Below are 12,522 nucleotides of genomic sequence, written 5' to 3'. Positions count from 1 at the left end.
GATAACGAAGACGGCATGTCGCCCAGAGCGAAGAGGATTAGGCGCATCATACTAGGGTTGCTCATCGCGCCCTTTGCGCTCCTGCTACTTATAGCCGTCCTACTCTATATACCGCCCGTCCAGCGGTTCGTCGTCGCTCAGGCAACGAAGATCTTGTCGGAGCGGACGGGGATGACCGTACATATTGACCACCTGCATTTAGGTTTTCCACTTGACCTAAATGTAGGAGGTGTGGAGGTGATTAAGGCGGAGGGAGACACACTGCTGACTCTCTCCTCGCTTTCGCTCTCCCCAAGTCTTCGTCCCCTCTTTGATAAGCAGATCGAGATTCCCGAGATACAGCTCTCGGGGCTTAACTTAAACTATACCGACAGCACAGGTCTCACGCAACTCAAGGCAAAGCTGGCGGAGGCTGCTGTAGAGAGGCTCTTTGTCGATCTAGATAAGGAGCAGGTGCAGCTTGGGCGACTACTTACACGTGGGGGGGATGTTACCTTTGCTAGCCAAGACACAACTACCCAAGAGAAGAAATCTGAGCCCATCCGCTGGCAGATTGCGGCCGAGACCGTAGAGCTCTCAGAGACCAAGGTGCGGGTGACTATGCCCCTTGATTCACTCTATGTCTCGGCTGATGTCTCTGTGCTCCGAGGGCAGAGGCTGGAGGCGGATCTAGAGCAGATGCACTTTAGGGTTGCCCATCTACGTGCGGAGGGTCGAGAGCTAGGCTATGCTGTGGATGAAGGAATCTCTGTAGAGCCGATTTTCGATTACAGGCACATACTCCTCTCTGGTATACGTCTAGAGGCCGAGGATATTGACTCGAAGGGGACCTTCCTATCTCTATATCTCAAGCATGGTCAGCTCAGAGAGCAGTCGGGGCTGAAGCTCATCCATCTGTCTGGTCGCTACCAGATGGATAGTACCCGCGTGGAGCTAGGGAATTTGGATTTGACTACTGATGCATCATACATCCGAGGTGACATGCTCCTGCCGTGGAGCGTCCTGACGGGTGATAGCACGGCTCGCTTCTTCCTAGGTGCGGAGGCCTCTATTGGTACGAAGGATATCCTTACGTTCACAGGGAAGGAGCTGGAGGAAATGGATCAGGGGGGTGTCTTCCGAGGTAAGCTAGCCCATAGACAGCTCATTGCCCCAATCTCCCTCAAAGTGGGATGTATGGGGTCGCTCTCCGAGCTACGACTGAGTGAGGCGAAGCTCCGTTGGCCTGATGTGCTCACACTCTCCATGCAGGGCAAGCTCTATGCACTCACTGATGCTAAGGCACGAGCAGGTAAGCTCTACCTCGATGGCAAATTGGGGAAGAAGGCAAGTCTGTTACTAGCTCTTGTCGCCCCTGACCTAGCCAAGGAGTATCGCCTCCCAGCAGACCTAGCCCTGAAGGGAGATGTGGATATTCGCCGAGGGAGCTATATCACTGACCTAAAAGCTACCGATAGCTCGGGTACCGTGGCTCTGAAGGGACGCTTCCATGAGGCGACAAAGAGCTACGAGGCAACGCTACGTGTGGCTGACCTTAATCTAATGCACTTCATGCCCCTTGACTCCCTAGGGATACTGAGCACGGAGATCGTGGTGAAGGGGAGAGGCTTTGAGCCCCTCAGTCCCAAGACTCATCTTAATCTCTCGGGGAGACTGCATGAGGCTCACTGGGGGAGCCTACAGCTACGTGATGTGACACTCGATGCAAACCTAGAGGGCGGATATCTAGCACTCTCTCTTAATAGTGAGAACCCTGGGGCTAACCTCTCACTCCAGCTAGATGGCATCCTCTCACCTAAGGGGATCAATACGGGCGTTGGTATTGACCTCATTGACCTCGACCTACAACGCCTTGGGCTGGCTACCTCCCCAATGGCTTGCCGTCTACGTCTAGAGGGAGAGTTGCGCTCAGACCTAAATGATACGCATAGCTTCATCGCGGCTGTAGACTCCATGCACTTCACGATGGGTGAGGAGACGATTGCACCGCCTCGTGCAGACCTAGAGGTACATACCACGCCACAGAAGATAACAGGGAAGCTCACCTCTGGCGATATGTTGGCTTCGCTCGATGTGGGGCAGGGGCTTCGCTCCCTACAGACCTTACTTACTCGCCTTGGCTCTGAAGCACAGAGGGAGTGGGGGCTTATATCTTCGGGAGGCTCACCGAAGGGTAATCTTGGAGACCTCCTCCACTTGCTTCCCGAGGCAAGCCTAACTCTCTCTATGGGCAAGAACAACCCCTTACGTTACTATCTAGCTGAGCAAAGGATTGCTCTCGGAGGCATGAAGGCTACGCTCACCACCTCGGCAAGGGATGGGCTGACGGGGCAAGTAAGTGTCTCTGACCTTCGGATGGATACCCTTCGCCTGAATGCAGCCTCACTCTCACTCTCTACGCTACATAGCCCAACCGCCCGAGGGGATAGTATGAGCCTCTCTCTGCTGGCGAAGGTCAGTAAGTCTCGCTTCCGTAACCAAGCGGGCTTTGATATACAAGCCCAGCTACAGACATCTCTGCATGAGGGGTCTCTGGGCTTCACCTGGAGTGATGAGAGCGGGCGCCCGATGCATGAGGCATATATCCTAGGCTCATGGGTGGGAGAGGCGTACAAGCTCCACTTCGACAAGGAGCGGGTGCGTATCGGCTACACGGACTTTGCTGTGAATAGCGACAATCTATTGAGCCTGCGCAAGCGGGACTATTTCCTCCTTGGTTCGCTCTCCCTCTCTAGTCAGGAGCACGGTGATATATCGTTGCAGGCCGTAGAGCAAACACCGGGTGTGCAGGAGGCTGAACTAAGCATCCGAAACCTACACCTTGAGGACTTCCGAAGCCTTGGCCTACCAGATGTGGCAGGGAATGTATTCGTGGGGCTACACTATGAGCGTCATGGAGATCTGAAGGCTCAGCCTACGATCTCGGGTGATCTCTCCCTCACAGGCTTCCGCTATGAGGATAAGAAGCTCGGTCACTTCTCTGCCTCACTCTTCTATGAGCCACGTGACCATTCCTCACACTACATCACCGCAGACATTGGCTACAACGGACAGTCAGCGATGACAATCGATGGCATATACCGTCCCCAGCAGAAGACCTCCCCACTCTCGGGGACACTCTCCCTCACGGGCTTCCCTCTCGAGCTTGCTAACCCCTTCCTCCTGGAGCGTGGGGCGTCGTTGCAGGGGCTTGCCCTAGGTGAGATAAACCTCTCTGGGGAACTGACTGAGCCGATCCTATCTGGCCGTCTCTCTCTAAGCCATGCAGGGGTGAACCTCGATACCTATGGCACACATCTACGATTGGATACCATCCCCCTCCGGCTTGACCGCTCTAACCTTTACTTCGACCACTATGCTATTCATCCCTCGGTGGATACGACTAAGGCAATCTATATCGATGGGAGCATCATGAAGAGTACGAGTGCTCAGGCTCGGGCTGCACTGCGTATCACTTCGGATGAGCTGACCCTGCTCAACGAGCCTCGCCCGACCAAGGAGGATCAGCTCCTCTATGGTCGCATCATTGCCTCGACGAATATGAATGTATCGGGGCCGATGACCAGCCTACGTGTGCGAGGAAGCCTCAATGTGCTGAGTGGAACGAACTGTACCTACATCATGCGCGAAGACCCCCTTAGCTCCAGCCAGCGAGGCCGTGAGCTGGTAGAGTTTAAGGACTTCTCAGACACTCTCTTTATCAAGCAAGCAGAGGTTGAGCCCCCTTCCCTTGGAGGGTTGGATGTTAGCCTCACCATAAACGTAGATCCCTCGGTGCGTATTGGAGCAGACCTCACTACTGATGGGCAAGACTACGTACGTGCACAGGGGGGGGGACGACTGAACTTTACTTATCCGCCCTATGGTGAGATGAGCCTCACGGGTCGATATGAGATGAGCGGTGGTGGGGACCTAAGCTATACACTCCCCGTGGTGGGCAATAAGCAGTTCTCCATCGATCCAACCAGCACCTTGGCTTGGAATGGACCTATTGCGAACCCGTACCTCAACTTCACTGCAACGCAGAAGGTCAAGGCGACTGTTCCCTCCTCAGATGGGAAGTCTTCGCAGCGAGTGAATTTCAATGTCAGCATCCGGATCAAGGACTATGTCGAACGGATGAACTTGAGCTTCGCCATCGCAGCCCCTGATAACCTCTCGATGCAGAATAGCATATCCACAATGTCTGCCGAGGAGCAGAGCAAACAGGCCATCGCTCTCATGGCTACGGGGATGTACCTATCTGGCTCCTCCGGGGGCGGTAACCTTAGTCTGAACTCCGCCCTCTCTAGCCTCCTGCAGTCTCAGATCAATAAGACCGCAGGCAAGCTCCTACAGGGTACAGACCTCAGCATCGGCATGGACCACTATGATGGCTCCTCTGGGGAAGCTACTCGTACGGATTATACGTATAGCTTCAGTCGCCGCTTCTACAACGATCGTATTCGTATCATCGTCGGGGGGAAGGTGCAGAGTGGTTCTAACCGCAGTAACCAAGGGCAAAACTTCCTTGATAATGTCTCAATCCAGTACCAGCTGGATAAGACGGGTGAGCAGTACTTCAGCCTTTATCATAAGTGGGTGACAGACAACATCCTCGAGGGCGAATATGCAGAGACTGGGGTCGGCTATGTACTCAGACGTAAGATGAATAGCCTCTCGGATCTCTTCAGCTTCCTAAAGAAGAAGCCCAAGGTCACCCCCCCGAAGACCGTTGCTCTGCCCTGGCGTCTCGGTGGTGATACGACCGATATGCCTACCCCCGATAGTACGTCATCCTCTCGCCCCGTAGAGCAATAACCCCTTCACATGATGTCTCCAATAGCGCTTCTCTTGAGGTGGCTTATTCCCTCGAAAAGAAACCCACGCATGCACTCCGACGCTTATCCTAGCATGGGTATGTCGAGGAAGGCTTGCAAGAGTCTCCTCTGCGATGCTTGCAAGGGTTTCCCTAGCCTATCTCGGGTGAGTCTCCAGCTCAGCCTCCTGTGCCTTTTGTCCTTAGTCTTCGGGAGCTGCTCCCTGCATCGCTACCAAGGTCCCGAGGATCAGCTCTATATTGGGGTTAAGAGCATAGAGGTCGTGGATAAGCCCGGAGGGTCGTATGCAGATCATGCCATAGGAGAAGCTGAGGAGAAGCTCAATTATGCACCCAATGGTTCGATCTTCGGCAGTAGTAGCCATCGCTGGCCACTGCCCCTCATGAGTCCCTACTTATACATGCGATTCTCCTCGGACTCGACCTTCATAGCTCGCGTGCTGAGACGCTTTACCTCTAAACCTGTATGGATGCGAGAGGTGAGCCCCAGCCTCAGAGCAAAGGTTGCTCAGCAGACCCTACGTGAGCATGGCTACCTCGGTGCCACGGTACGCTCGGAGATCCTGCCACAGCCGAAGGATTCACTCCAAGCGAGGGTGAGCTACCAGATGCAGCTGGGGCCTCTGTACCTACTGGACAGTGTGACGTACTTCCCACGTGTGCACATGAGTAAGGGAAGATACTTCGAGCATGGCAGTGTGAGTGAGTTACAGAAGGGGACGCCCTTCTCCATGGAGATTTTGGAGCGAGATCGTAATGCCATCAGTACTTACCTTAGGCAGTTCGGCTACTACTACCTAAAACCCGACTACATCAGTTACCAAGCAGACACGTTGATGAAGCCCCAGCATGTGGCTCTGAGGACAGTGCTTGCAGAGACTACCCCGATGGATGCCCTAAGGCAATGGAAGATCGGGCGGGTACAACTGCGCCTGATGGGGCGGGAGAGTGATGGCGGATCGGTAGTGGCTAACGATAGCCTTGCCCTAAGTGACAGCATCATGCTCTACTATAGGGATAAGACGCTGGTGCGCCCTGCTGTGCTGAGGACACGCATACGGATGAAGGAGGGGGAGATCTATCGACATAAGGATGAAGAGCGGACACTGAGCGCCTTGACGAACCTTGGGGCTTTCTCCTCGGTAGAGTTCTATTTCGCCAAGCGAGAGGAAGCAGCTGTTTCTCCCGATAGCCTCGTGACTGTCCTTGCTGCTGATAGCCTAGGGGATAACCCACACCCTGCCTTCACCATGCAACCCGATACGATGGGGACGCTCGATGTAACCATCCTACTACGCCCAGACAAGCCCTGGAGTACGTACCTAGGGGCAGCCTTCATGCGTAAGTCTACGAGCTATATAGGCCCAGGGATCTCAGCGTCTATAGAGCGTAGTAACCTATTCGGTGGTGGGGAGCGACTGACGGCTAACGTGTATGGCTCCTACGAGTGGCAAACGGGTCGAAGCCCAGTGGCTGGTAGCTCTATATCGATCAATAGTTATCAGCTCGGGGGAGATATTGGTATTACCTTCCCCTTCATCCTCTTCCCAGGCTGGATCAATAACTACTATAAGTATCCGACCTCTACCTCCTTTAAGGTCGGGATGCAGGGGATCAACCATGCTCAGTACTATACCCTTCGCTCACTTGCCTTCACGATGGACTACAGCTTCCAGCCATCCTCACGATGGAGTCACCGCTTGAGTCCACTGAGCCTCAACTATACACAGCTCACACGTACGACGGCACGATTTGATAAGCTCCTACAGGAGAACCCTGCTCTGGGTCTTAGCCTACGTAACCAGTTCATCCCCAAGGTGGGCTATTACTTCACCTATACTAGGCATAAGGAGGATAGCCCCCACTTCTTCCAGATATTCGGGGAGGTGAGTGAGGCAGGTAATCTGACCAATGGTCTGATGGCTGCCTTCGGGAGGCCATATAATGGGACGAAGACGATGCTTGGGGTGCCTTTCGCTCAGTTCGTGAAAGCCTCGATGGACCTACGCTACTCTTGGCGGATAGACCGTAACCAGACGATAGCGACCCGCTTGGCTACAGGGGCAATCTATTCGTTCGGTAATGCATCGACTGCGCCTTATATCGAGCAGTACTACGTCGGAGGTGCTAACAGTATCCGAGCTTTCACAGTAAGGAGTATTGGCCCAGGACGTTTCCGCACGCAGGAGGAGAGTGCCTACTCCTTCATGGATAGAGTAGGGGAGATGAAGCTGGAGGGGAATGTTGAGTATCGTGGTCGACTCTTCGGTGACTGCTATGGGGCAGTCTTCCTAGATGCTGGGAATATATGGCTCTTGCGTCGTGACCCCGATCGCCCAGGAGCATCCCTCGGGGAGCTAGCAGGCCTGAGTGAGTTCGCCCGTCAGATAGCTGTGGGGACAGGTGTGGGTGTGCGTTATGACCTATCATTCTTGGTCGTACGCTTTGATGTGGGTATAGGCTTGCACTTACCCTATGAGACCTCTCGAAAGGGATGGTATAACATCCCTCGCTTCCGAGATGCCTTGGGGCTACATCTAGCGATAGGCTATCCTTTCTAGCCAAAGGTATAAAGCTCGGGGCGGTACATCACTGTGATGTGCCGCCCCGAGCTTTATTGGGCTTGTTGGGAATAGCCTATAGCGTCGAGGGTGAAAAGGATAGTGGAGCAGAGGTGAGATGCTCCTTTACCTTATCATACTCCCTATCATGCTCTAGGGGTGAGGGATGAGGTCAAAGCCTGTGTAGGGGCGTAGTGCCTCGGGTATACGAATGCCCTCAGGGGTCTGGTTGTTCTCTAGAAGGGCTGCTACAATACGTGGTAGAGCCAGAGCGCTACCATTCAAGGTATGTGCCAGCTGGACGCCATCACTACTGCGGTAGCGGAGGCGTAGGCGATTGGCTTGGTAGCTCTCGAAGTTGGAGACAGAGCTAACCTCCAACCATCGCTTCTGTGCTGCAGAGAAGACCTCAAAGTCATACGTTAATGCACTGGTGAAGCTCATATCCCCACCACTGAGGCGGAGGATACGCCAGGGTAACTCCAGCTTCGTGACAAGGGTCTCTACATAAGCGACCATCTCATCGAGACGCTGATAGCTACGTGCAGGTGTGTCGATACACACGATCTCTACCTTGTCAAACTGATGCAAGCGGTTCAGCCCACGTACGTCTTTACCATAGGAGCCAGCCTCACGACGGAAGCATGCGGAGTAGGCGGTGTTCCTCACGGGAAGGTCTTTTTCCTCGAGGATGACATCCCGATAGAGGTTGGTGACGGGGACTTCGGCTGTTGGGATAAGGTATAGATTATCTACTCCGACATGATACATCTGTCCCTCCTTGTCAGGGAGCTGTCCTGTGCCGTAGCCAGAGTCTTCGTTGACGACGTACGGAGGCTGTACCTCGGTATAGCCTGCATGGCGTGCGTTGTCGAGGAAGAAGTTGATGAGCGCTCGTTGCAGACGTGCACCATAGCCTTTGTAGACAGGGAACCCAGCCCCTGTGATCTTCACCCCTAGCTCGAAGTCGATGAGGTCATATTGCTTGGCAAGCTCCCAGTGGGGTAGGGCATCCTCTGGGAGAGCAGGCGAATCACCTCCCATCTTAACACAGACATTGTCCTCGGCTGTGGAGCCCTCAGGGACAATCTCATTAGGAAGATTAGGGATGAGCAGTAGGAGCTCTCGGATCTTTGCTTCGGCAGACTCCTTGCGCTCCTCTAGGCTTTTGCTAAGGCTTTTCAGCTCTGCAACCTGAGTGCGAATAGCCTCAGCCTGCTCCTTCGCTCCCTGCTTGATCAACGCTCCGATCTCCTTGGCGATGGCGTTCTGCCGTGCGAGCGCAGCGTCAAGCTCCTGCTGGGTACTACGGCGTAGCTCATCGAGGTTAAGTATCTCGGCGATGTACTCACGAGCCTCGAAGTGCTTCTTCTTCAGGCGTCTGAGGACATCTTCAGTCTGTTCTTTGATTTGCTTTAGGGTAAGCATATGGGTGATATATGGTTTGTGCCAAAATGAAAGAGAGGCAGCCCCAAGGAATAGATCCTTAGAAGCGGCCTCACTTATACCTATCCGTCCATGCCCAAACCCTCTAGGGGAAGGGGGAAGGAGTATCTTGTGGTCGTCCTGTGAACTTCCTTTGTCTCGCTTTAGGCTTCTGCCTGTACCGAGACGTAGGAGCGATCGTCACGCTTGCGTGTGAAGACGACTGTACCGTCGATCAGAGCATAGAGGGTATGGTCCTTACCGATACCGACACCTGCACCTGGGTGATGCTGTGTGCCACGCTGACGAACGATGATGTTCCCAGCCTTTGCTCTCTGACCACCGAAAAGCTTTACACCAAGTCGTTTGCTCTCTGACTCACGACCGTTCTTGGAGCTACCTACACCTTTTTTGTGTGCCATTGTCTTGTTATTCTAAACTGATGCGGTGATACAATTATGCAATGATTTCCTTTACTCGGACTTCACTGAACTGCTGGCGATGTCCGTTGAGCTTACGATAGCCCTTACGGCGCTTCTTGTGGAAAACGAGCACCTTATCTCCCTTTACAAGCGGAGTGATGACTTCGCAAACGACCTTCGCACCTGCTACGGTAGGAGTGCCAACGGTGACGGCACCATCCTTGTCGACGAGGAGTACCTTGTCAAATTCGACTACTGTGCCACTCTCTGCACCCTTGACGTGGTGGATGAACAAGCGGCGGCCTTGCTCTACATTGAACTGCTGCCCTTGGATTTCTGCAATAACGTACATTGCGTATCTATAACTACTAAAAAGTTAGCCTCGTAAGGTGTCGCTACGGCAATCCCGCAGCGTGCTTTCTCCCAAACCTTACATAAGAAAATCACGCAAAGGTACATAATATTAGGGAAATGACCAAAGCTAGGGAGCATGACGCCCGAAGAGACTCTAAAAGGTGAAGCCGCCATTCCAAGAGGCTCGACGCATCCGTGCCCTTTCTCTCCCTGTTTCTCCCTAGTAGGGAGGCTGGATTTCCTTGCCCTTTATACATATAATGTAAGGGAAGGATAGAAACACCCCTTCCGAATCCCGTTTCTAACCAGTTGGTAACCAGTGTGCTGTGAAGACGTAGTAATGGTTGCTAACGAGTTACTATAAGTCGTCTTGGCGAGTTGCCATAACTCCCGTGAACGAGTTACGGTAACTCTTGCTGGTGAGTTACCATAACTCTCTTGGACGATTTATGGTAACTCGTTGGAGGCTCTTGGGGTGATCTCCTTAATGTGTTGTCTTTTAGCTAGATGCTATCCGTTTGTGGGTGGAGGTAAATGTGTGCTCGGCAGAGTCTTCTGCCCCTCTTATCTCGGGATGGACAGCCTTGAGGTAGAGCTGGGGGAGGCGAAGTGTGAGATAGCTATTGACTTTGATTATTTGGGAATAGATGATGTCTGTTGGTTGGCTGAATGAAGAAGCTGTACCTTTGCAGTGAAAGTTAAATGAAACAAAAAGAAATTAACGATTATGAACGTACTATCCATTACCGGTATCAAGGCTGCCGCTGCGGCTAAGGTCGTCAAGGGACTCAATCAACTACTCGCAGACTTCCAGGTGTACTATACGAACCTGCGTGGCTATCACTGGCACGTGCGTGGCCCACAGTTCTTCACACTGCACGAGCAGTTTGAGAAGATGTATGATGGTGCTGCAGAGCATATCGATGAGATCGCAGAGCGTATCCTTCAGCTCGGGGCAATGCCTGAAAATCGCTTTAGCGAGTACCTCAAGATCAGCAAGATCAAGGAGCAAACGAAGGTCTCCAGCAAGGATGACATTATCCCACTCATCCTTAATGCTCTGAAGGTACTTATCGCTCAGGAACGTGCTGTGGCAGCCCTCGCTGATGAGGCTGGCGATATCGCTACGGGCGATCTCGTCTCTGACCTCATCGATGACCAGGAGAAGACAGTCTGGATGATTGCTTCCCTCGAAGCATAAGGTCACGACAGGCCTTTCTCGGCAGTCGAGAAAGGTAAGTACAGAAAGCCCCCGGGATGGTAGGTTCGTTTTACCACCTCGGGGGCTTTCGTATTCGTAGCCTTAGGATAAAGACCAACGGTTAGGGCCTTGTTTGTGTTGCTGGAGCTGGGCTTCGAGGGAGAGAGGAGACTTTGATGCTGAGGTAGGAAGGGTTCGCCTTGTCTCTCTTCGCTCCCTGCTGAGTAGGATGAGTGTAATCTGTGCGTTAAGGTTGGAATGAAAAATAGCGAAGCCTCATCTGTGTCCTCTAGGAGAGGGTGACAGATGAGGCTTCGTAGGTTGCTCTATTGAGGTGAGAGCGATCCTTACTTTACCTTGGCAACGATGGCCTTGAAGGCTTCGGGATGATTGACGGCGAGGTCAGCGAGGACCTTGCGGTTAATCTCGATACCCTGAGCATGCAGAGCTCCCATCAGACGTGAGTAAGAGAGCCCCTCTAGACGTGCTGCTGCATTGATACGCTGTATCCAAAGAGCACGGAAGTTGCGCTTCTTATTCTTACGGTCACGGAAGGCGTAGGTAAGACCCTTTTCCCAAGTATTCTTGGCAACGGTCCAGACGTTACGACGAGCGCCGTAGTAGCCACGAGTGAGCTTGAGGATGCGCTTACGCTTCGCACGCGAAGCTACGTGATTGACTGATCTTGGCATGATGTTTCTTCTTTGTGATTGGTAGCGATCTGGCTGGGAAGTAATCCCAAGACAGATACTTGTCTTTGCTTACCGCTCTGTTACTGAATAATCGTTACTAAACTTGCCGAATTAACGAAGGCGGAGGAGTTCCTTTACTTCACGTTCGTCTACCTTGTCCACCGTGGTGAAGTAGGTGAGGTTACGCTTTTGCTTCTTCGTCTTCTTGGTCAGGATGTGACTCTTGAAGGCATGTTTGCGCTTGATCTTACCAGAGCCAGTGAGCGCGAAACGCTTCTTAGCACTGGAGTTTGTCTTCAGCTTAGGCATTTTCTTTTCTATTTATATGAGTTACTATATGACCCTACTCCACTGACGCAGCCTATGCGCGAGGTGCAGGGATGGGGATTATGTATAAATCTCTGAGTAGAGTGCTGAGCACTAGTCTTCACTAGAGAGCTCTTCAACGTCTTCAGTTTCAGACTTGGTAGCTTTATCCTTCTTTGGTGCAGAGGAAGCGACCTTCTTGGGGGCGATCATGATGGTCATGCGCTTACCCTCTAGCACAGGCATGCTCTCTACACGACCGTAGTCCTCAAGGTCATTTGCAAAGCGTAGGAGAAGTACCTCACCCTGATCCTTGAAGAGGATGGAGCGACCACGGAAGAAGACGTAAGCCTTGACCTTAGAGCCTTCGCTGAGGAAGCCCTTAGCGTGCTTGAGCTTGAAGTTGTAGTCGTGGTCATCGGTCTGAGGTCCGAAGCGAATCTCTTTAACGACGACCTTGACACTCTTTGCCTTCTGTTCCTTCTGCTTCTTCTTGAGCTGGAAAATGAACTTCTGGTAGTCTACGACACGGCATACTGGAGGTGAGACATTAGGGGATATTTCCACTAGGTCGAGCTCTTGGTCATTTGCGATGCGAAGAGCTTGTTGGATCGTGTAAACTCCCTGCTCTACATTGTCCCCGACGAGACGTACTTCCTTGACGCGGATAGCTTCGTTTGTGCGGTACTGGAACTTTTGTTTGTTGTCTACTGCCATTCAGTATTGTTAATTGTAAACTACC

At 52.7% G+C, this 12,522-nt stretch carries 9 protein-coding genes; 3 read left to right on the top strand and 6 right to left on the bottom strand.

The features are described from left to right. Positions 1-15: 15 nt before the first annotated feature. Together HMPREF0636_RS00825 and tamL are read left to right on the top strand one after the other, a co-directional pair. Positions 16-4,800, top strand: coding sequence for a translocation/assembly module TamB domain-containing protein (locus tag HMPREF0636_RS00825; RefSeq protein ID WP_044167785.1), 4,785 nt, complete (start codon positions 16-18; stop codon positions 4,798-4,800). A 195-nt stretch (positions 4,801-4,995) separates the two neighbouring features. Beyond that, a complete protein-coding gene (gene tamL, locus HMPREF0636_RS00820; RefSeq protein WP_248616846.1) occupies positions 4,996-7,380 on the top strand; it encodes a translocation and assembly module lipoprotein TamL in 2,385 nt (794 codons plus the stop codon). A 153-nt stretch (positions 7,381-7,533) separates the two neighbouring features. Here tamL and serS read toward each other — a convergent pair whose 3' ends face one another. The 3 genes from serS to rplU form a co-directional block, all read right to left on the bottom strand. Then, positions 7,534-8,808: a serine--tRNA ligase gene (gene serS, locus HMPREF0636_RS00815; RefSeq protein ID WP_044167782.1), complete on the bottom strand. Its 1,275-nt coding sequence runs from the start codon at positions 8,806-8,808 to the stop codon at positions 7,534-7,536. Positions 8,809-8,969: 161 nt separating this feature from the next. Continuing rightward, positions 8,970-9,227 (bottom strand): 50S ribosomal protein L27, encoded by a 258-nt coding sequence (gene rpmA / locus HMPREF0636_RS00810; RefSeq protein WP_005469624.1) that lies wholly within the window; start codon positions 9,225-9,227, stop codon positions 8,970-8,972. A gap of 34 nt (positions 9,228-9,261) precedes the next feature. After that, on the bottom strand, positions 9,262-9,579 hold the full coding sequence (rplU, locus tag HMPREF0636_RS00805; protein ID WP_005469622.1) for a 50S ribosomal protein L21: 318 nt from the start codon (positions 9,577-9,579) through the stop codon (positions 9,262-9,264). Positions 9,580-10,308: 729 nt separating this feature from the next. Here rplU and HMPREF0636_RS00800 point away from each other — a divergent pair. Continuing rightward, positions 10,309-10,782, top strand: coding sequence for a Dps family protein (locus tag HMPREF0636_RS00800; RefSeq protein ID WP_044167780.1), 474 nt, complete (start codon positions 10,309-10,311; stop codon positions 10,780-10,782). A 347-nt stretch (positions 10,783-11,129) separates the two neighbouring features. Here the strand turns inward: HMPREF0636_RS00800 and rplT are convergent, their stop codons facing one another. From rplT to infC, 3 genes are all read right to left on the bottom strand, one after another. After that, on the bottom strand, positions 11,130-11,474 hold the full coding sequence (rplT, locus tag HMPREF0636_RS00795) for a 50S ribosomal protein L20 (protein ID WP_005469617.1): 345 nt from the start codon (positions 11,472-11,474) through the stop codon (positions 11,130-11,132). 111 nt (positions 11,475-11,585) lie between these two features. Next, positions 11,586-11,783, bottom strand: a complete 198-nt coding sequence (rpmI, locus tag HMPREF0636_RS00790; protein ID WP_005469616.1) for a 50S ribosomal protein L35 — start codon at positions 11,781-11,783, stop codon at positions 11,586-11,588. Positions 11,784-11,894: 111 nt separating this feature from the next. After that, entirely contained in the window at positions 11,895-12,497 is a 603-nt protein-coding gene (gene infC / locus HMPREF0636_RS00785; RefSeq protein ID WP_044167777.1) for a translation initiation factor IF-3, read from the bottom strand. Positions 12,498-12,522: the final 25 nt, after the last annotated feature.

It is taken from the genome of Porphyromonas catoniae ATCC 51270, from assembly GCF_000565015.1.
Taxonomy (GTDB): Bacteria; Bacteroidota; Bacteroidia; order Bacteroidales; family Porphyromonadaceae; genus Porphyromonas; species Porphyromonas catoniae.
The sequence above is the reverse complement of the archived record's forward strand: the minus strand, read 5'-3'. Positions and strand labels throughout refer to the sequence as shown.